Source organism: Dokdonella sp. GW821-FHT11D02, assembly GCF_058808595.1.
The window spans coordinates 2,240,358-2,259,098 of sequence record NZ_CM179520.1 but is presented as its reverse complement, the minus strand read 5'-3'; the positions used below and the strand labels follow the sequence as shown (position 1 = coordinate 2,259,098).

General features: G+C 66.0%; 18 protein-coding genes. 5 read left to right on the top strand and 13 right to left on the bottom strand.

Features of this window, described 5'->3' with window-relative positions; translation table 11 throughout:
- Positions 1 to 29 precede the first annotated feature (29 nt).
- Complete coding sequence (tadA, locus tag AC3QL3_RS09475) at positions 30 to 545, bottom strand: tRNA adenosine(34) deaminase TadA (protein ID WP_492898351.1); 516 nt, start codon at positions 543 to 545, stop codon at positions 30 to 32.
- 83 nt (positions 546 to 628) lie between these two features.
- Here tadA and AC3QL3_RS09470 point away from each other — a divergent pair, with 83 nt between their 5' ends.
- Positions 629 to 1,615: a GNAT family N-acetyltransferase gene (locus AC3QL3_RS09470; RefSeq protein WP_492898349.1), complete on the top strand. Its 987-nt coding sequence runs from the start codon at positions 629 to 631 to the stop codon at positions 1,613 to 1,615.
- Between the two features lie 40 nt (positions 1,616 to 1,655).
- Here the strand turns inward: AC3QL3_RS09470 and AC3QL3_RS09465 are convergent, their stop codons facing one another.
- Positions 1,656 to 2,747, bottom strand: a complete 1,092-nt coding sequence (locus tag AC3QL3_RS09465) for a GlxA family transcriptional regulator (RefSeq protein ID WP_492898347.1) — start codon at positions 2,745 to 2,747, stop codon at positions 1,656 to 1,658.
- Between AC3QL3_RS09465 and AC3QL3_RS09460 the strand changes: the two genes are divergently transcribed.
- Positions 2,741 to 3,382 (top strand): HD domain-containing protein, encoded by a 642-nt coding sequence (locus AC3QL3_RS09460; RefSeq protein WP_492898345.1) that lies wholly within the window; start codon positions 2,741 to 2,743, stop codon positions 3,380 to 3,382. The two genes, AC3QL3_RS09465 and AC3QL3_RS09460, sit on opposite strands and share 7 nt — an antisense overlap.
- Positions 3,383 to 3,449: 67 nt before the next feature.
- Here the strand turns inward: AC3QL3_RS09460 and AC3QL3_RS09455 are convergent, their stop codons facing one another.
- Positions 3,450 to 3,746, bottom strand: a complete 297-nt coding sequence (locus AC3QL3_RS09455) for a tautomerase family protein (protein WP_492898343.1) — start codon at positions 3,744 to 3,746, stop codon at positions 3,450 to 3,452.
- 31 nt (positions 3,747 to 3,777) lie between these two features.
- Between AC3QL3_RS09455 and AC3QL3_RS09450 the strand changes: the two genes are divergently transcribed.
- Positions 3,778 to 4,701 (top strand): LysR family transcriptional regulator, encoded by a 924-nt coding sequence (locus AC3QL3_RS09450; RefSeq protein WP_492898341.1) that lies wholly within the window; start codon positions 3,778 to 3,780, stop codon positions 4,699 to 4,701.
- Positions 4,702 to 4,844: 143 nt separating this feature from the next.
- Here the strand turns inward: AC3QL3_RS09450 and AC3QL3_RS09445 are convergent, their stop codons facing one another.
- The 6 genes from AC3QL3_RS09445 to AC3QL3_RS09420 form a co-directional block, all read right to left on the bottom strand.
- The gene (locus AC3QL3_RS09445) at positions 4,845 to 5,414 is read right to left on the bottom strand and encodes a TetR/AcrR family transcriptional regulator (RefSeq protein WP_492898339.1); all 570 of its coding nucleotides are present in this window, start codon (positions 5,412 to 5,414) and stop codon (positions 4,845 to 4,847) included.
- Between the two features lies 1 nt (position 5,415).
- Positions 5,416 to 6,273, bottom strand: coding sequence for an alpha/beta fold hydrolase (locus AC3QL3_RS09440; protein ID WP_492898337.1), 858 nt, complete (start codon positions 6,271 to 6,273; stop codon positions 5,416 to 5,418).
- 423 nt (positions 6,274 to 6,696) lie between these two features.
- On the bottom strand, positions 6,697 to 8,277 hold the full coding sequence (guaA, locus tag AC3QL3_RS09435; protein ID WP_492898335.1) for a glutamine-hydrolyzing GMP synthase: 1,581 nt from the start codon (positions 8,275 to 8,277) through the stop codon (positions 6,697 to 6,699).
- A 5-nt stretch (positions 8,278 to 8,282) separates the two neighbouring features.
- A complete protein-coding gene (locus tag AC3QL3_RS09430) occupies positions 8,283 to 8,600 on the bottom strand; it encodes a 2OG-Fe(II) oxygenase family protein (RefSeq protein WP_492898333.1) in 318 nt (105 codons plus the stop codon).
- An 88-nt stretch (positions 8,601 to 8,688) separates the two neighbouring features.
- On the bottom strand, positions 8,689 to 10,149 hold the full coding sequence (gene guaB / locus AC3QL3_RS09425) for an IMP dehydrogenase (RefSeq protein ID WP_492898331.1): 1,461 nt from the start codon (positions 10,147 to 10,149) through the stop codon (positions 8,689 to 8,691).
- Positions 10,150 to 10,180: 31 nt separating this feature from the next.
- A complete protein-coding gene (locus AC3QL3_RS09420) occupies positions 10,181 to 10,948 on the bottom strand; it encodes a pseudouridine synthase (protein ID WP_492898329.1) in 768 nt (255 codons plus the stop codon).
- 100 nt (positions 10,949 to 11,048) lie between these two features.
- Here AC3QL3_RS09420 and AC3QL3_RS09415 point away from each other — a divergent pair, with 100 nt between their 5' ends.
- Positions 11,049 to 12,407, top strand: coding sequence for an NHL repeat-containing protein (locus AC3QL3_RS09415; protein ID WP_492898327.1), 1,359 nt, complete (start codon positions 11,049 to 11,051; stop codon positions 12,405 to 12,407).
- Positions 12,408 to 12,449: 42 nt separating this feature from the next.
- Here AC3QL3_RS09415 and AC3QL3_RS09410 read toward each other — a convergent pair whose 3' ends face one another.
- Entirely contained in the window at positions 12,450 to 13,022 is a 573-nt protein-coding gene (locus AC3QL3_RS09410) for an ECF-type sigma factor (RefSeq protein WP_492898325.1), read from the bottom strand.
- 157 nt (positions 13,023 to 13,179) lie between these two features.
- Here AC3QL3_RS09410 and AC3QL3_RS09405 point away from each other — a divergent pair, with 157 nt between their 5' ends.
- Positions 13,180 to 15,933 (top strand): serine/threonine-protein kinase, encoded by a 2,754-nt coding sequence (locus AC3QL3_RS09405; protein ID WP_492898323.1) that lies wholly within the window; start codon positions 13,180 to 13,182, stop codon positions 15,931 to 15,933.
- Here AC3QL3_RS09405 and AC3QL3_RS09400 read toward each other — a convergent pair.
- The 3 genes from AC3QL3_RS09400 to AC3QL3_RS09390 are packed head-to-tail and all read right to left on the bottom strand — an operon-like array spanning position 15,893 to position 18,677.
- A complete protein-coding gene (locus tag AC3QL3_RS09400; protein ID WP_492898321.1) occupies positions 15,893 to 17,173 on the bottom strand; it encodes a TRAP transporter large permease in 1,281 nt (426 codons plus the stop codon). The two genes, AC3QL3_RS09405 and AC3QL3_RS09400, sit on opposite strands and share 41 nt — an antisense overlap.
- On the bottom strand, positions 17,170 to 17,676 hold the full coding sequence (locus AC3QL3_RS09395) for a TRAP transporter small permease (protein ID WP_492898319.1): 507 nt from the start codon (positions 17,674 to 17,676) through the stop codon (positions 17,170 to 17,172). The genes AC3QL3_RS09400 and AC3QL3_RS09395 overlap by 4 nt, the downstream gene beginning before the upstream one ends.
- Entirely contained in the window at positions 17,673 to 18,677 is a 1,005-nt protein-coding gene (locus AC3QL3_RS09390) for a TRAP transporter substrate-binding protein (RefSeq protein ID WP_492898317.1), read from the bottom strand. The genes AC3QL3_RS09395 and AC3QL3_RS09390 overlap by 4 nt, the downstream gene beginning before the upstream one ends.
- Positions 18,678 to 18,741 lie beyond the last annotated feature (64 nt).

The following is an 18,741-nucleotide window of genomic DNA, read 5'->3' as shown; positions in this document are numbered from 1 at the left end:
GCGAGCCGGAATCCGGGACGAAGCGGACTTCATGCAATCCCCTGTCGAGAGCGCTCGAGCGATCGGCGCGAGCGGAAGAAGCCGACCAACAGCTCGGCGGCTTCTTCGCGCAGCACACCCGTCGTCAGCGCAACCCGATGATTGTGCCGTTCATCGCGCAGGATGTCGAAAACGCTGCCGGCGGCGCCGGTTTTCGGATCGTCGGCGGCGTAGATCACGCGTGCCAGACGCGCATGCACGATCGCGCCGGCGCACATCGGGCACGGCTCCAGCGTCGCGTAGAGTTCGGCGCCGAGCAGGCGATGATTGCCGATCCGATGCCCGGCCTCGCGCAGCGCAATGATCTCGGCGTGCGCGCTCGGATCGTGCGCGCCGATGTTGCGGTTCCAACCGGCACCGACGATGCGACCGTCGAGCACGATCACCGCGCCGACCGGCACCTCGCCCCCCTCCTCCGCGCGTCGCGCATAGGCGAGCGCCTGCGCCATCCAGTGGCGATCGCGTTCGTCCGCATCGAGCGGAGCGGTATCGTCGGAAACGTCCATGAGCGAAGGATACCAAGATCGCCCACCTTGCCGATCGGCCCGAGCGACCGCATACCTCTGGGCCCCATTGTGCGAACACCTGCATGGACGATCGAATTCGCTTGCGCGCCGCCCGTGCGGAAGATGGCGATGCGCTGGTGCGCCTGCTCCATCGCAGCTGGCAGCGCGCGTTCGCGCCGCACCTGCCCGACTCCTCCTCGCAGCGATTCTTCAGCGCCGCGGTCGCCGAAAACTACGTGGCGACGGCGTGGCGGGAGATCACGCTGGCCGTGCGCGATCACGAGGTCGTCGGCCTCGCCCATGCGGACGGCGATCTGATCACCTCGCTGCACGTGGAGCCGACGCTGTGGGGCCACGGCATCGGCCGGCGACTGCTGCACGAAATGGAACGGCAAATCGCCGAGCGCGGCGACCGCGTGGCGCGATTGCAGGTGGAAGGATTCAACCGGCGCGCGCTCGATTTCTATCGCCTGGCCGGATACTTCGAGATCGCGCGGCGCGCGGACGAAGAGCTCGGCTCCGGCGGCAACTCGATTTTTCTCGGCAAGCCGCTTTCAGTCGCCGCCGGGCGCATTCGTTCGTATACGCCGCGCGATCGCCTGGCTTGCTTGTCCCTGTTCGACAGCAATGTGCCGAAGTCCTTCGCCGCCGTCGAACGTACCGATTTCATCGAGCTGCTCGACGACCTCGGCGGACCGTACCTGTTGATCGAGGACGACGATGGCGCCCTCCTCGCCTGCGGCGGCTTCCAAAGCGACGACAAGGACGCGTCGATCGCCGCACTGTGTTGGGGCATGGTGCGCCAAGACCTGCATGGACAACGATTGGGCGAACGATTGCTGCGTGCGCGGCTCGATCTGATCGCCGCCAATCCCGCTTTCCGGTCGGTGGTGATCGAGACGACGCCGATGAGCCGCGGCTTCTTCGAGCGCTTCGGTTTCGTCGCGACGCGTGTGCAGCCGGACGGTTTCGCACCGGGCTACGATCGCGTCGACATGACCCTGCTCCTCGCTCATTACAGAGAGCGACCGGCGCATCCTGCTCAAGAAGCATCTCGATCGAGGAACTGACGCCCGCGATCGTCGCAAGCCCGACTCACGTCTGCCTCGACTACACCGCGATCCCGGCGAAACGCTTGCGATATTCCGCCGGAGTGACGCCGACGTGCCGCACGAAGGTACGGCGCAAGGTATCGGCGTCGGCGAATCCGCAATGCGCGGCGACCTGTTTGGGCGCCTCGTGCCCGTGTTCGAGCAAGCGACGCGCCGCGCTCACCCGCGCCGCTTCCACCCAAGTTCCCGGCGTGACGCCGACCTCGCTGCGGAACAGTCTGGCGAAATGGCGCGGACTCAAGTCCATACGCTCGGCGAGCTTGGCGATGCTGTGATCGAGTGAAGGATGCGCGGCGATCCAGCGCTGCAGCTCCTGCAACGCGGCACGGCCGACCGGCACCGCTTCGCCTTTGCGGCTGAACTGCATCTGCCCGCCGGGGCGCTTGAAGAACATCACGAGCTGGCTCGCCACGCGTTTGGCGATGTCCTGACCCAAATCCTCGCCGACCAGGACGAGCGCCAGGTCGAGCCCGGCGGTCACGCCCGCAGCAGTGCGCACCGGCCCGTCGCGAACCTCGATCGCGTCCTGCTCCACCTTCACGCGCGGGAAGCGCTGCGCGAATCGCTCGGCCACCGCCCAATGCGTGGTCACGCGTCGGCCGTCGAGCAAGCCGGTCGCGGCGAGGAAGAAAGCGCCGCTGCAGACCGAACCGAAGCGGCGCGCGCTCGGCGCTCGGCGCCGCAGCCACTCGACGACCTTGCGATCCACCGGCGCTTCGGCGGCGTCGGGACAGCCGGCGACGAGCAGCGTGTCGATGGCTTCCTCGACGTCCCGTCCGATGACCCGGTCGGGCACCAGCCGTATGCCCGACGAGCTGCGAATCGGGCCCGGCTCGCGCGCCACCAGCACAAGCCGATACGCCTCGTAGCCGGCCTGCGCGTTGGCCTCGGCGAAGACATCCAAAGGGCCGGAGACGTCGAGCAGCTGCGCCCCGGGCAAGGCCACCATCGCAATCGTTTTGGTCTTCTTCGGCATGGATGTCCGTCGCGGCAGGGATTTGTCCGTTCTAGACGCATTACGACGATTGAGGACAACGTAGCCGAATTCTATCTTGACCGCTACCCAACTCTCCGGAGCAACCCATGACACGCATCGCCAAGGACGCCGCCGTCCCCGACAGCACGCTGGCACGAGCCATCACTCAATACATACGCGACCAGGAAACCGAATTGCTCTTCAACCATTCCAGTCGCGTCTATCACTTCGGTGCGTTGGCCGGCATCCGCCTGGGGCTCAGCTTCGATCGCGAGTTGCTCTATGCGGGCGCGATGTTCCACGACCTAGGTCTGATGCCCGGCCATGCCAGCAAACACGAGCGCTTCGAAGTCGACGGCGCCCATGCCGCACGCGATTTCCTGCGCAGCCACGGCATCTCCGAACAGGACGCGTACACCGTCTGGACCGCCATCGCGCTGCACACGACGCCGGGGGTGCCGCAGCACATGCACCCCGTAGTCGCCTTGGTCACCGCCGGCGTCGAGATGGACGTACTCGGGCTGACGTACGCACAGTATCCCGACGCCGAGCGCGAAGCCGTCGTCGGCGCGTTCCCGCGCACGCCGACGTTCAAGGAAGACATCATCCAGGCCTTCTACGACGGCATCCGGCAGAAGCCGGAAACCACCTTCGGCAACGTCAAGGCCGACGTCATCGCCGACAAGGAGCCGCATTTTCACCGCGGTAATTTCTGCAGCGTCATTCGCGGCTCGCGCTGGCAGGGCTAGCCGACTTCCCCCGCGGCGCCGGCTGCGTCGGAGGTTTCTCACGAGAACGGTGCGCTACCGTGAGGAGTTATGTTCCTTTCGATGGCAACCCCATTTTCTCGAGCGTCAGCGTTTCGTCGGCGCGCCCCCAGCCGCCATCGGCGACCTCCTCGACCAGGACCATGGTGAACGGACGAACCTTCTCGCCGAAGTACTCGACGAACATCGCCGTGGTGCGATGGATGATCTCCTCTTTGCGTGCGTGGTCGAGGATTCCTTCCGGGAATTTGTAGTTTGCGAATGGCATGGACTTGCTCCGTTGGTGGTAGGACGGAGCGAATTCTTCTTGTTTCCATGAAGACAATAAAGGAGGATGAATTCGCATCTGAATTCAATCGAACTCAACAATCACGACGATGGATCGCTTCGATTCCCTCCGACTTTTCGTCCGCATCGTCGAAATGAGCAGTTTCAGCCGAGCGGCAACCGCGCTTGAAATTCCGCGCGCGACTGCCACCCACGCCATCAAACAGATGGAAGCCAGACTGGGCACTCGGCTGCTGGAGCGCACGACTCGACATGTTCGTCCGACGCTGGACGGACAGGCGTTCTACGAGCGCTGCGTGCACGTGCTCGGTGAACTCGACGACGCCGAGTCATCGCTGCGGCACGTGGCATCGAACCCACAGGGGGTGCTGCGAATCGATATGCACGGCACGCACGCCACGAAAATCGTCTTGCCCAGAATCGACGATTTCCGGTCGCGCTATCCGGGCATCGAACTGGTCGTCAGCAGCGGAGACCGGCTGGTCGATCTCGTTCGCGAGGGAGTCGACTGCGTGATCCGCGCCGGTGACCCGCGCGATTCTTCTTTGATAGCTCGGCGCCTGGCCGTCATGCCGCAGATTCTTTGCGCCAGCCCCGAATACCTGGCCCGTTTCGGAACTCCCCGACACCCGGACGAACTCGTCGCGCATCAAGTGGTGAAGTTCTTCGCCAGCAGCGGCGCTCTGAGCTATCCGCTGGAGCTACTGATCGACGGTCGGCTCGAGGAGTTCGTGCTTGATGGATGGATGTCGGTCAACGATGCGGAAAACTACGTTGCCTGCGCGTTGCGCGGTTGCGGCCTGATCCAGCTCCCGCGTTTTCACGTGGAAGACGAACTTCGCGCGGGACGCTTGATCGAAGTGCTCGGAGCTTGGAAGAGTCCCGGTTTGCCGCTGGCGGCCTTGTATCCGTCGCAGCGTCAGCTGTCGCCGCGCGTTCGCGTGTTCGTCGATTGGCTCGGCAAGCTGTACGAAGAAAAATTCGGGGATTCGGTGGACCGATCCGCGCAGTGAGTTCGTGCAGAACGCACCCGATCAAGCAAGGCTTGCGTCACTTCTGCAGACCATCCCTAGTTCTGCACAGCAAGCGGCGAGGCGATCCGAAGGACTCATCGCGCGAAGACCGGGGTCGAGAGACCACAACCGATTTTGCGCGATCAGGAGGCGTTCCTTCCGACTGCGGTCAGCCCTGCGTCGACGAACCGAATCATCCAGCGAATGCTTTCGTCCGGATCGTTGCCCCATTGAAAAGCGTTGGCGGCCTGGAGCAGCGCGTAGCCGTGGATCATGCAGCGCAGCATGCGGATTGCATGGTCGAGTTCGTCGGGTCGGATACGGTAGCCGGACAGGACGGCGCGGATAGAGGCGATCACCCGAGTGGCGGCAGCAAGCAAGGGGTCGTCGTCACCCAGAAACTCCGCACCAGTGGTGGCGCTGTAGCGCCCCGGGTGACCGACGATGTAGGCCTGAACTGTTGTGAATAGTGCGCCTATCGCGTCCGCTTCGGATTTGCCTTGGAGTGCATCTCGCAGTGCATCGCCCAGCTCGGTCATCGCCAAGGTCGCGATGCGACGCTGGAGGTCACCGATGCCATCGACGTGCTTGTACAGCGCCGGCGCTTTGACTCCCAGTCGATCAGAAAGCGCAGCAAGGCTCACTGCGCCAATGCCGGCCTCGTCGGCGAGTTCGGCACCGGCGGCCACGACTTCGGCGGTATTCAGGCCCACTCTAGGCATTGCCGCCTCCGGCCAGGAACGGCAGCAAGACATCAGCGACTTGCTGTGGATACTGTGCGTGGGGGTAGTGGCCTGCGCCCTCGATCATCTTGTATCGCCCCAGACCGGTGGGTAGCAAATCAACGATTGCGGCAGCTTCGGCCTCGGGGTCCGGGAAGTCCGAATCACTGCGCCCCATCACAACCAACACCGGGCACCGGACGTTGGTCAGCTGCGCGGCGGCCTCTACCGGCTTCGAGCTGCCCATCTTCTGGGCCGCCTTCGCACGGCCGTGTTCGCGCAGGTTCGCTTGTAGTGCAGCCAGCCAGGCGTCCCAGTCGGTCGGTTTGCGTCCTGGGTATGCGACATCGAGGTACTTCGACCAGGCCGTGACACTTCCGGTGAGGATGAATCGTGCCAGCAGGAACGCACCGCGGCGGTAGTTGTGGTCGTTGCGCAGCAGCGCGGATAGGCTGATTTTCGGGGGCCGGGTAAACGGGCCGATCTCGGCGATCGCGCTCACCAGATCGGGGTTCGTCGCGGCTGCGATCGTCGCAGCTCCACCCGAGAACGACTGGCCGACGATCGCCGCTGGGCCACCCAACTTTCGGATGACCTCAATCAGATCACCGGCAGTGTCTGCGTGGCTGTACGAATCCCAGCCGATGCTGGATTCACCATGCCCCCGGAGATCAACGCTGGCGACGCGATATCCCGTTTTGGCGATCAGCGGGGCGAGGAATCGGTAGGTGTTACGGGTGTCAGCCATGCCGGGGGATAGCACCACCAGCGGCCCACGCCCGATCACCTGATAAGCGATGCGTCCACCCGCAACTTCCACATAGTCAGTCCGGTCCGTCTGATCGTCCATCGCCGCCTCCTTCGTCGTACTTTCCAAGCCAATGATACGACAATAAACCAAAAAGTTACTATTAATAACTTTCTTGTTGGAAGCCGTAGCACCTCTTGTCGGCGATCAACGGAACCTATGCAGCGATGTCTTTGGCTTGGGCCGTCTTTGCAGACCATCGGGCGAAAGCAGGCAACGCCTAGCTAGGTCAGAACGCGCCATCAAGGCGCGGGCTGTACCGCCGCTTGGTAGAAAAGCCCCTTAGAACTTCTTAGACGGAAATCTGGAGATAGGCGAAGGCCAGAGACAGTGCGGGCTTCAGCCTGTTTTCGAGGCCAGGATTGCCAGAGAGCGCCTGATGAAATCGCAAAAAAAAAGCCCGCAATGACGCGGGCTTAGGTGTACTTTTGTGCTATTGCGTGACAGCCGCTGGCAGGCGGCCAATCATTCCCACTCGATCGTCGCCGGCGGCTTGCCGCTGATGTCGTAGACGACGCGCGACACCTTCGGAATCTCGTTGATGATCCTGCGCGAAACGAGGTCGAGGAAGTCGTACGGCAGATGTGCCCAATGCGCGGTCATGAAGTCGATCGTCTCGACCGCGCGCAAGGCGATCACCCACTCGTAGGCGCGCGCGTCGCCGACCACGCCGACGGATTTCACCGGCAAAAACACCGCGAACGCCTGGCTGGTCTTGTCGTACCAGTCGGCCTTGCGCAGCTCTTCGATGAAGATCGCGTCCGCGCGCACGAGGATTTCGGCGTATTCGCGCTTGACCTCACCGAGGATGCGCACGCCCAAGCCCGGGCCTGGGAACGGATGGCGATAGACCATCGTGCGCGGCAGGCCGAGTTCGACGCCGATGCGGCGCACCTCGTCCTTGAACAGCTCGCGCAGCGGCTCGACCAGCTTGAGCTTCATCTGCTCGGGCAGGCCGCCGACGTTGTGGTGCGACTTGATCACGTGCGCCTTGCCGGTCTTGCTGCCGGCCGACTCGATCACGTCCGGATAGATCGTGCCTTGCGCCAGCCATTTCACGCCGTCGAGCTTGTGCGCTTCCTCATCGAAGATCTCGACGAACAGGCGGCCGATGATCTTGCGCTTGGCCTCCGGGTCGTTCACGCCGGCGAGCGCGGCGTAGTAGCGCTCGGCCGCGTCGACGCGAATCACGTTCACGCCCATGCCGCCGTTCGCCGATTCGGCCGCGAACATCGCCATCACTTGATCGCCTTCTTGCCAGCGCAACAGGCCGGTGTCGACGAAGACGCAAGTCAACCGATCGCCGATCGCGCGATGCAAGAGTGCCGCGACGACCGAAGAATCGACGCCGCCCGACAGGCCCAGCAGGACGCGATCGTCGCCGACCTGCTCGCGCACGCGCGCGATCTGGTCCTCGATGATGTGCGCGGCGGTCCACAGGGTTGCGCAGCCGCAAATCTCGGTGACGAAGCGTTTCAACAGCGCCGTGCCCTGCTTTGTGTGGGTGACCTCCGGATGAAACTGCACGCCGTACCAGCGCCGCGCTTCGTCGGCCATCGCGGCGACCGGGATGCGCTCGGTGCGCGCGGTCACGACGAAGCCGGGCGGCGCCGCGGCGACGTGGTCGCCATGGCTCATCCAAACGTCGAGCGCCTGCGCCGGCGCGTGATCGGTCAAGCCGTGCAGCAAACGATCGGCGGACACGACGTCGACTCGGGCGTGACCGAACTCGCGCGCATCGGCCGCCTCGGTCGCGCCGCCGAGTTGCGCGGCGAGCGTCTGCATGCCGTAGCAGATGCCGAGGATCGGCAAGCCGCTGTCGAACACCGCCTGCGGTGCTTTAGGTGCATCCGACAGCGTGGTCGATTCCGGGCCGCCCGACAGAATGATGCCCTTGGCGCCGAATTTCGCGATTTCGGCCGGGTCGTGATCCCAAGCCCAGATCTCGCAATAGACGCCGATCTCGCGCACTCGGCGCGCGATCAGCTGCGTGTACTGCGCGCCGAAGTCGAGGATCAGGATTTTGTCGGTATGGATGTTCTGCATGGCGCTCAGGATGAAGGCGATCGACGAATGGGAACGGCCCGGCGCACCCAGCCGATGCTGAGGACGTAACGCGTGCCTCGGACGACGCGCGTAACGCTGTGCTCGCAGGCGTCGGGACGGAAGAATTTGATGCGTCGGCTGGCGAAGATCGGCGTGGCGCAGACGAACTCACCGCCTTCCTGCGCTCGCCTGATGACGATGTTGCAACGGTAGTGACGACCCGCCGCGACCGGATCGGTATGCGGCGGGATCTCGCTGCCTGCGCGAAAGCGCAGCACATACAGATCGAAAGGCAGCGGCCACATCGACTGCAACAGCAGCATCTTGTCGTAGCCCGACCGCTGCCGGCCCGTGCGCCAGCGGAAGGCTGTGCGCAGGTACTCGCGTAGCGGCGAGAGCGGTTTCAGGGGCTCACTCCGGCCGATAGTTCGGCGGCTCCTTGGTGATGGTGACGTCGTGCACGTGTGATTCGCGCACGCCGGCCGAGGTGATGCGCACGAACTGCGGCTTGGTCCGCATCTCTTCCACCGTGGCGCAGCCGACGTAACCCATCGCGGCGCGCAGGCCGCCGCTGAGCTGGTGCACGATGTTGCGCAGCGGCCCGCGATACGGCACGCGACCCTCGATGCCTTCCGGCACGAGCTTGTCGGCATCGCCCTCGTCGTCTTGGAAATAGCGATCCTTGGAGCCTTTCTGCATCGCGCCCAACGATCCCATTCCACGATAACTCTTGTAGCTACGGCCCTGATAAAGCTCGACTTCTCCGGGCGCTTCCTCGGTGCCGGCGAAGAGCCCGCCGATCATCACGCAGTCCGCGCCGGCGGCCAGCGCCTTGGCGATGTCGCCCGAATAACGGATGCCGCCGTCGGCGATCAGGGCCACGTCGCTGCCTTGCAGCGCGGTCGCGACCATATCCACCGCCGACACTTGCGGCACGCCGACGCCGGCGACCACGCGCGTGGTGCAGATCGAGCCGGGGCCGATGCCGATTTTGACCGCGTCCGCGCCGGCATCGGCCAGCGCCTTGGCGGCGTCGCCGGTGACGATGTTGCCGGCAATCAGATCGATCTTCGGAAAGTGCTTGCGCACCCAGCGCACGCGCTCGATCACACCGGCCGAATGGCCGTGTGCGGTATCGACGATCAGCGCGTCGACGCCCGCCTCGACCAGTGCAGCGATGCGCTGCTCGGTATCGCCGCCGACGCCGACCGCAGCGCCCACGCGCAGGCGTTCGCGATCGTCCTTGCAGGCGTTGGGGTTGTCGCGCGCTTTCTGGATGTCCTTGACCGTGATCAGGCCGCGCAGGCGGAACGCGTCGTCCACCACCAACACTTTCTCGATACGGTGCTTGTGCAAGAGCGCCAGCACCTCTTCGTCCTCGGCGCCCTCCTTCACCGTCACCAGACGCTCTTTGCGCGTCATGATGTTCTTGACCGGATCGTCGGGCTTCTTCTCGAAACGCAGGTCGCGATTGGTGACGATGCCGATTAGCTGTTCGCCATCGACCACCGGTACGCCGGAGATGTTGTTCGCCCGCGTGATCTGCATGACCTCGCGGATCGAGGTCTGCGGCCCGACCGTGACCGGATCGCGAATCACGCCGGCTTCGAACTTCTTGACCAGGCGCACTTCGGCGGCTTGGCGTTCGACCGACATGTTCTTGTGGATGATGCCGATGCCGCCGCATTGAGCCATCGTGATGGCGAGGCGCGCTTCGGTCACCGTGTCCATCGCAGCGGACACGATCGGCAGATTCAGGCGGATGTTGCGGGTCAGACGAGCGCCGAGGTTTACGTCGCGCGGCAGCACGGCGGAGAACGCGGGAACCAGGGAAACGTCGTCGAAGGTGAGAGCTTCGGAGAGTATGCGCATGCCCTATTTTACAGACTGCGCGGCGGCCTCGCTACTCGGCCGTGACAGCCGCGTCGCGATGCCGCAAGGACGGCGCCGCTGCGGCGGCCAGCGCGTCGACCCAGCCGAACGCGTGCAGCAGCCGATCCCAGCTCGCATCCAGCGGCGCCTCGAAGCGTAACGCCGCCCCCGTCAGCGGATGCACGAAACCGAGCCGCCACGCGTGCAGCAGCAGCCGATGCACGCCGTAGTGCTGACGGATCAGCCGATTGTGGTCGCCGCGACCGTGGCTGGTATCGCCGAGCAGGTGATGCGAAACGTGATGGAAATGGCGCCGGATCTGGCGATAGCGGCCGGTCTCGGGCCGTACCTCGAGCAAGGCGTAGCGCTGCTGCGGGTATTTGCCCTGGGCGATCGGCACCTCGACCGTCGCAAGCCGCTGCCAGCGCGTCAGCGCCGGCTTCGCCTCGCCGCGCAGGCTCGCGCCGGACAACGGATAGTCGATCTCGCCCTGCTCCGCCGGCCAGCCGCGCACCACGGCCAGATAGGACTTCTCGACCGTACGCGCCATCAGCTGCCGACCAAGCTCCGCCGCGGATTCTTGCGATCGCGCCACCAGCAAGACGCCGCTGGTAGCGCGATCGAGCCGATGCACCGCATGCAGACGGCCGTCGACCTGCAAGCGCAGCCGGTCGATCAGATAGTCCTCATCGGCGCCGACCAGGCGGCTGCGATGCACGGCCAGGCCGGCCGGCTTGTTCACCACGACCAATTCGTGGTCGAGAAATAGGAGGTCGAGCGGGGCTGCCGGCGAATTCATCGGGTGAGCTTAACGGCAATGATCCCTGTGACGGGTCTTTTGCGTACGTAGGGGCACAGCGCCGTACGCACGGCGTCCACGTCAACGGGAGGCCAACACCATGTTCATCCGCACCGCTTCGTTCACCCTCTTGATGGCGGCCAGCGCCGCCGCCACTGCCGACAGCGAGATCGACACCAGCTTCGGCATCTTTTCGACCGGACACAACGTGATCTCGATCAACCAGGGCGGCGAAGACACCGACAACGTCGCCGAAGTCCTGACCGCACCCGACGGCTCGCTGTATTTGGTCGGCACCTCGAGCGTGGCGGTCGGCCAGTCGCGCATCTCGGTGGTCCACCTGCTCGCGAACGGTCAGGTCGATCTCGATTTCGGCGACGACGGCCGCTACGTCGGGCCGAGCGGAATCGGCAACGTCACCGCCACCGCCGCCGCGTTCAATTCCGCCGGCGACATCATCGTCGCGGGCACGCGCCATCAGCAGGGCGGCGACGACGATTTCACCGTGTGCAAGTTCCGCGGCGCCAGCGTGACCCAGTTCAGCGCGCTCGGCACTCCCTGCGCGACGGTCGACTTCGACCTCGGCAGCAGCTCGCGCGACACCGCGCGCGACTTGCTCGTCCTCCCCGACGGCCGCTTCGCGCTGGCCGGATCGGCGGTCGTGAACGACACCACCGAACACGCCGCGGTCGCGGTGATCAAGCCCGACGGCACGCCCGATACGAGTTTCGGACCGGGTGGAAAACGGCATTGGCTGAACGACAACTTGCGCATTTCGCGGCTGTACGGCGCGGCGTTTCAGAGCGGCGGCATCCTCTACGCGGTGGGCGAGTCGTTCAAGCAAAACAGCGCGGATTTGATGACCTACGTCACGCGCATCACTCTCAACAACGGCACGCTGCTCGGGGATGCTTACGAACTCTTGGGAACCGCGCATGGGCCGGCCTATCTGCGCGACGTCGCGATTCGTCCCAACGGTGAGGCCGTCGCCGCCGGCGGCGTGCTCGAAGACGGCCAGATCAGCGGCGTCGTCGTGCGCTTGTTGCCCACCGGCGCGCACGATCCGGATTGGTCCGCCGGCAACGGCTTCGCCCCGCTGCGCGCCGGCAATCGTGTCGAATTCTCCAAGCTCGTTGCGCAAACGGACGGCAAGTACCTGGTCGCCGGCACGCTTTACGAAAACAACAGCAACACCACCTCGTTGTTCGTCGCACGCTACACCGCGAGCGGCGCGCGCGACGTGAGCTCGTTCAATCTCCTGCTCGGCTATCGCGAAATCGATTTCCAGACGCCGGGCGTGTTCGACAACGGCGCCGTGCTCACCTTGCAGAACGGGCGCCCGGTCGTCGCCGGAGCCGTGCAGGCCTCGGCCGGAACCAACGATTTCGACTTCGGCGTGGCGCGCTTGCGCAACGACCTGATCTTCTCGTCCGGCTTCGGTAACGGCACGGAGTTCTGAGCGCGCCAGCACGCAGCGACTGTGGCCTGAGCGGGCTTCCGCTCAGGCCGCCGCGTCGAGTTCCTTGCGCAGAAACGCGCGCGCCGCGCGTGTGTCGCGCTTGATCGTCGGTTCCGACACGCCGAGCAGCTCGGCGATGTCGCTCACTTCGAGCCCGGCGAAGAATCGCATTTCGACCACCTGCACCAAGCGAGGATCGAGCGTGGCGAGTTTTTCCAAGGCCCGATCCATGCCGACCAGCTGGCTGGTCTGTTCGTCGATCGGCAACGCGCTGCCGTCCAGCGAGTCGATCGGTACATGATCGGCGCCGCCGCCACGGCATTCCGCCTGACGGGCGCGCGCGTAGTCGATCACCACCTGGCGCATCGCGCGTGCCGCAGTGGCGAAGAAATGCGCGCGGTTCTCGAACGCGCCGTCGCGCTGGAAGAGCTTCAAGTACGCCTCGTTGACCAGCGCACGCGTATTGAGCGTCTCGCCGCGGCGATGGCGGGCGAGCTCCGCCCGCGCGATGCGCACGAGGTCGTCGTAGGCGATGCGCAGGGCGCGTTCACGCGCCGACGCGTCCCCTGCGCTGGCGGCAATGGCGCCGGTCAACTCGGCCGATGGATCGGACATGGGTCCCCCTCCCGCCGCCATAGTATGCGCCGCCGACGCTGCGCGTCAGTGACCGCCGTGAACGAGTACACATTTTCCCATTGCCGGCGCCGGCGTACCATGTCCGCAGGGGCCGGAGCCATCACTCCGCGGTTTTGCGCAGCGTAAGGAGCCGCGCTTGGACACTGAACGCTGGCGCCGTGCTCGCGCGCTGTTCGACCGTCTGGTCGATCTTCCCGCCGCCACCTGGCCGTCCGAACTCCTCGCCGCCTGTCCTGACGACGCCGAAACCCGCGACGAGGTGCTGGCCCTGCTCAGCGCCGATGCGGCGGAAGCCGGCGGCGACACCCTGCCGGTGCTGGCCGCGTACGCGCCGCAGGCGGCCGCCGATCTGGCCGAACGCATCGATCAAAACAGCGACGGTGAGCACGCCGGGCTGCGGCTCGGTCCGTTCCGTCTGATCCGCGAAATCGGGCGCGGCGGCATGGGCGCGGTCTGGCTGGCCGAACGTTGCGACGGCGCCTTCGAACAGCGCGTCGCGATCAAACTATTGCGCAGCAGCTGGGACCATCGCAGCGGCCTGCAGCGCTTCGAAGCCGAGCGCCGCATCCTGGCCGGACTGCAGCACCCCAACATCGCGCACTTGATCGACGGCGGCGTCGGTTCCGGCGGCAAACCGTGGCTGGCGCTGGAGTACGTCGACGGCGAAGACCTGCTGAAGTGGTGCGACCATAGACGCTTGGGCGTCGATGCGCGTCTGCGTCTGCTGCTCGACGTGTGCGCGGCGATCGCGCATGCGCACCAGCGCCTGGTCGTGCATCGCGATCTGAAGCCGTCGAACATCCTGGTCGGCCGCGACGGCACGGTCAAACTGCTCGATTTCGGCATCGCCAAGCTGCTCGACGGCGCCGAGCACGAAGCGACCGCAACGCGCGTGTTCACACCCGAATACGCCGCGCCCGAACAGGTGACCGGCGCGCCGCTGACGACCTCGGTTGACGTCTACGCGCTCGGTCTCTTGCTGCACGAACTGCTCGCCGGACGCCGCGCTCAAGCGGCCGATCGCGCGGGGCCGGCGCAGGAACCGAGCCGGCCGAGCAGCGCCGTCGCGCGCAGCGATGCAGCCGCTGAGATCGCCACACAACGCGAATCGACGCCGCGACGCTTGCGCCGCGCGCTGCAAGGCGACCTCGACGCGATCGCGCTGAAGGCGCTGCGCAGCGACCCGGCGCAGCGCTATGCCAGCGTCGGCGAACTCGCCGCCGACCTGCAGCGCCACCTGCGCAATCAACCGGTGCAGGCACGCCGCGGCAGCTGGCGCTATCGCGGCGGACGCTTCGCGCGCCGCCATCGCTGGGTGCTGGCGGCATCCGCCGCCGGCGTGCTCGCGCTGGTCGCCGGCCTCGGCGTCGCGCTGTGGCAGGCGCGCGAAGCGCGCACGCAACGCGACACGGCGCAGCAGGCGCTCGCCTTCATGACCGACTTGTTCCGCAATGCCGACCCCGGCGAGCGCGGACGCGCCGACCTCGGTGCGCGCGATCTGCTCGACGAGGGCGCACGCAGCATCCGCCACGCGCTCGCCGGTCAAGACGAAGCGCGTGCACGGCTGCTGCTGGCGATCACCTCGGCCTATCTCGCACTGACCCTGCCCGATCCGGCCGAGCCGCTCTTGGCCGAAGCGGAACGGATCGTCGCTGCCGGCGACGATCCCTTGTTGCGCGGCGAGGCGGCGCTGTTGCGTTGCACGCTGCTGATTTACCGCGAACACGCCAACGACTGCACGCCGGTATTGCAACGCACCGATGCGTTCTTGGACGAACGCGACCCCGAGCAAGCGGCGCTGATCGCGCGCGGCCTCTACCTGCGCGCGCGCGGGCTGCTCTTGTCCAACCGCCACGAAGAAATCGTCGCGTATTCGCGGCGTGCGCTCGGCTTGCTCGACGACAAACCGACACGACGCGAGCTGCGCGCCGAGCTGATCGACACCCTCGCCTTCTCGCTGGTCAAGCTCGACCGTCCGGCCGAAGCCGAAGCCGCCTTGCGCCCGCTGGTCGCCGAACTCGCCGCCGACGGCGACGCTCCGCGCGCCTTGGCCGAGGCGCAGGACACGCTGGCTGGCGCCCTGTTCGCACAGAAGCGCAACGACGAAGGTCTGCAGCTGCGCATCGAGTCGTTGCACACGTTGGAATCGCTGTACGGGGCGGACCACCCGGTCTTGATCGACAACCTGATCAATCTCGGCATCGCGCACTACCGCGCCGGCCGGCTCGAACCGGCCGAGAACCTGCTCGAACGCGCGGTAGCGGCGGCACGCAAAGCCGGCGCGGCACACGCGACTGCATTGCTGGCCGCGCTGACCAGCCTCGGCACGGTCGAGTTCGTGCGCGGCGGCGGCGATGCCGACGCGCGTGCGCATCTCGACGAGGCCGTCGCACTCGCCGACAATCTGAAACGTCCGATGGACGGCGGCCGTTCGCTGCGTTGGCGCGCAATCCTGTCGCTCGCCGAAGGCCACTACGCGCCGGCACGCGCCGACCTCGAGCACAGCCGCGACCTGCTCGCTCCGCTGTATCCGGCCGAGCACGTGACGATGCTGACGACGCATACCCTGCTGCTGGCAGCCGAGTTCGCCGCGGCCGGCACCGGAGCGGGCCAGCGCGGCCGTTGCGAAGAAGCCGATTCCCTCGATCGTCAGTTCACCACCGTCGCCGGCGAGAACGATCCGGATGCGCGCGTCGCGCATGTGCTCGCGCAGGTATGCCCGCAAGCGCCGGCGCAGGCCGCGGTCCAGCTGCAAGCGTTCGGCGATGCGCTGCCCGCCGACGACTACCGCCGGCGACTATTGCGCACGATCGCCCAGGGCTGGGCCAAGCCGCTGCAGGCCGCAGCGGCTAACGCACCAGAGCCAGCGACAACTCCGGCCAGTAGGTGATCACCAGCACCGCCGCGAGCAAGATCAAGAAGAACGGCGCACTCGCGCGGACCAGGGTCAGCACCGGCTTGTTGAAGCGCATGCTGGCGATGAACAGGTTCATGCCGACCGGCGGCAGGAAGATGCCGAGCTGCAGATTGGCCAGGAACAGAATGCCGAGATGTATCGGATCGACGCCGTACTTCAGCGCGACCGGCAACACCAGCGGCACCAAGATGATGATCGCCGGGAAGCCTTCGAGCAGCATGCCGAATATCAGCAGGAAGGCATTCAGCACGAGCAGGAACATGCCCTTGCTGGTGATGCTGTCCTGAATGGCACCGAAGAGTTTTTCCGGCACTTCGGCGTCGATCAGCCAGTTGGTCAGCGCGAGCGAGAAGCCGAGAATGATCAGCAAGGCGCCGACCAAGAGCATCGCCTCGCGCGCGACCTTGGGCAGTTTCGCCAACGGAATCTCGCGCCGGATGAACACGGTCACGACAGCGACGTACAGCGCCGTCGCCGCGGCGGCTTCCGACGCCGCCAGCTTGCCCGAATAGATGCCGGCCAGGATCACGAACGGCAGCGGCAGCTCCCACGCCGCGCCCTTGAGCGCTTCGATCAATTCACGTCCGCTGACCGGCGCGCGCGTCACGCCGACGCGGCGCGCATGCCAGATGCTGTAGATCGACAGCAGCACGACCATCAGCGCGCACGGCAGCACGCCGGCCTTGAACAGCGCGTCGATGGTGACCGGCGGCGTGGTGTGGAACTGCTGCGCAACCACGCCGTACAGAATCAGCGGCATCGACGGCACCAGGATCAAGCCGAGACTGCCCGAAGCGGTCAGCAATCCCAGCGAAAAGCGCTCGCCGTACTTCTGCTGCAACAGCGCCGGATACAGCACGGCGCCGAGCGCGACAATGGTGACGCCGGTGGCGCCGGTGAATGCGGTGAACATCGCGCAGGCGAGCACCGCGACGATGGCGAGCCCGCCGGGCAGCCAGCCGAGCAGCGCATTGGTCACTCGCACCAGACGCTGCGGCGCCTGGCTCTCGGCCATCAGATAGCCGGCCAAGGTGAACAGCGGGATCGCGATCAGCGCCGGCATGTCGGCCAGGCGATAGAACTCGACCGCGACCGCGACGCCCTCCTGCCCGGCGGCGTGGAAGCCGAGCAGCGCGACCGCCGCGATCAGCGCGAACAGCGGCGCGCCGAGCGCGGCGAGAACGAGCAACGCGACGACGGCGAGTAGGATCATGACAGCTCCGGCGCCAGCACCGGCATCTCGTCGCTACGCGGTGGCAGGAACGCGCGAAACGCGAAGCGCAAGGCGAGCAAGCCGAAGCCGAGCGGGATGATCGCCTCGATCAGCCAGCTCGGAATGCCGGCGATCGTGTTGCCGCCGCCGAAATCCAGTTGCACCAGACCGTAGCCGTACCAGGCCATCGCGGCCGAGATCGCCGCCGCGAACAACAAGGTCACCACGCGCATCGCGCGACGCGCTCTGCCGTGCACGAAATGCGCTAGCACGTCGAGGCCGATGTGCTTGTCGTCGCGCGCGGCGGCGAGCGCGCCGAGCATCGCCGCCCACAGCACCATCGCGCGCAACAGCGGGTCGGCCCATTCCAGGCCGGTTTCGAAGAAATTGCGCAGCACGATCTGCGCGCCGGCGAGCACGACCATCGCCAGCACCAGCAAGGCGATCAGGCCGGTCTCGATGCGATCGAGCCAAACCAGCGCGCGACCGGCCGGCGCGGTCATTTGCCCGATCCGCCGCGCGCTTCGGCCAGGGTGGCATCGAGCGTCTTCTGCACCTCGGCCGAAAACGTGCCGCTGGTGGAGAGCTGCTTGTTCGCGTCGGCGCCGATCGCTTCCCAGTTCTTGCGTTCCGCGTCGCTCGGCGCGCTGAAGGTGATGCCCTGCTGCTGCAGTGCGCTGCGCGCGGACGCGTTGTCGCTGCGCGCCTGCTTGTCGATGCGCTCGAACGCGCCGCCGATCTCGTCGCCCAGCACTTTCTGGTCGGCGGCGGACAAGGCGTCGAACGCCTTCTTGTCCACCGCCAGCTCGCCGATCACGTAGATCACCGGCAGATCGGCGACGTGCTTGATCTTGGTGTGCCACTGGAACGCGATCGCGCCGGCGGTGGTGTTGGCGGCGGTGTCGATCAGGCCGGTCTGCAGGCTGGTGTACACGTCCGACAGCGGCAGCGAAATCGGCGCGACGCCGGCGGCCTTGAACGTCGCCGCCGCGATCTCGTCGCCCTGCGGCACCCACACCTTGGCGCTCTTGAGATCCTCGCGCGTCTTCAACTCGCGTGTGCTCATCAGATAGGCGAAGCCGCCGCCGCTGATGCCGAGCAGCTCGAAGCCGTTCTTGCGGAACTGCTCCTTCAACAGCGGATCGACCTTGGCGCGCACCTTGTCCACTTCTTCCTGCGTGCGGAACAGGAACGGCACCGTGTAGATCTCGGCGTCCTTGGTGATTGCGCTGGCTTCGCCGCCGGTGAAGGCGCCGCCTTGCAGCTGGCCGATCTTGATCTTGCGCAGCACGGTGGAGTCGTCGCCCATCACGCCGCCGGGGTAGAACTTGAGTTCGACGCGGCCTTCGGTCTTGCTCTTGATCGTCTCGGCGCTGGCACGCATTTCCTTCATCCAGCTGGTCCCGTCGGGCGCCAGCGTGGCGATCTTGATGGTGGCGGCGTGCGCGCTGACGCCGGCGAAAGCGAGCGCGAGTGCCACGGAAAGCTTGTTGAAGTGATTCATGGTCGTCCTCGTGGAATGCCGATCGGGTTTTCGTCGCTGCGCTCCCGGCGCAGTCGCGAGATCG

Coding starts and splice junctions, on each gene's coding strand:
- tadA (WP_492898351.1), bottom strand. CDS start 545: ATGGACGTTTCCGACGATACCGCTCCGCTCGATGCGGACGAACGCGAT.
- AC3QL3_RS09460 (WP_492898345.1), top strand. CDS start 2,741: ATGACACGCATCGCCAAGGACGCCGCCGTCCCCGACAGCACGCTGGCA.
- AC3QL3_RS09390 (WP_492898317.1), bottom strand. CDS start 18,677: ATGAATCACTTCAACAAGCTTTCCGTGGCACTCGCGCTCGCTTTCGCC.
- AC3QL3_RS09395 (WP_492898319.1), bottom strand. CDS start 17,676: ATGACCGCGCCGGCCGGTCGCGCGCTGGTTTGGCTCGATCGCATCGAG.
- guaB (WP_492898331.1), bottom strand. CDS start 10,149: ATGCGCATACTCTCCGAAGCTCTCACCTTCGACGACGTTTCCCTGGTT.
- AC3QL3_RS09415 (WP_492898327.1), top strand. CDS start 11,049: ATGTTCATCCGCACCGCTTCGTTCACCCTCTTGATGGCGGCCAGCGCC.
- AC3QL3_RS09440 (WP_492898337.1), bottom strand. CDS start 6,273: ATGGACGATCAGACGGACCGGACTGACTATGTGGAAGTTGCGGGTGGA.
- AC3QL3_RS09400 (WP_492898321.1), bottom strand. CDS start 17,173: ATGATCCTACTCGCCGTCGTCGCGTTGCTCGTTCTCGCCGCGCTCGGC.
- guaA (WP_492898335.1), bottom strand. CDS start 8,277: ATGCAGAACATCCATACCGACAAAATCCTGATCCTCGACTTCGGCGCG.
- AC3QL3_RS09430 (WP_492898333.1), bottom strand. CDS start 8,600: ATGCTGCTGTTGCAGTCGATGTGGCCGCTGCCTTTCGATCTGTATGTG.
- AC3QL3_RS09470 (WP_492898349.1), top strand. CDS start 629: ATGGACGATCGAATTCGCTTGCGCGCCGCCCGTGCGGAAGATGGCGAT.
- AC3QL3_RS09455 (WP_492898343.1), bottom strand. CDS start 3,746: ATGCGAATTCATCCTCCTTTATTGTCTTCATGGAAACAAGAAGAATTC.
- AC3QL3_RS09420 (WP_492898329.1), bottom strand. CDS start 10,948: ATGAATTCGCCGGCAGCCCCGCTCGACCTCCTATTTCTCGACCACGAA.
- AC3QL3_RS09450 (WP_492898341.1), top strand. CDS start 3,778: ATGGATCGCTTCGATTCCCTCCGACTTTTCGTCCGCATCGTCGAAATG.
- AC3QL3_RS09410 (WP_492898325.1), bottom strand. CDS start 13,022: ATGTCCGATCCATCGGCCGAGTTGACCGGCGCCATTGCCGCCAGCGCA.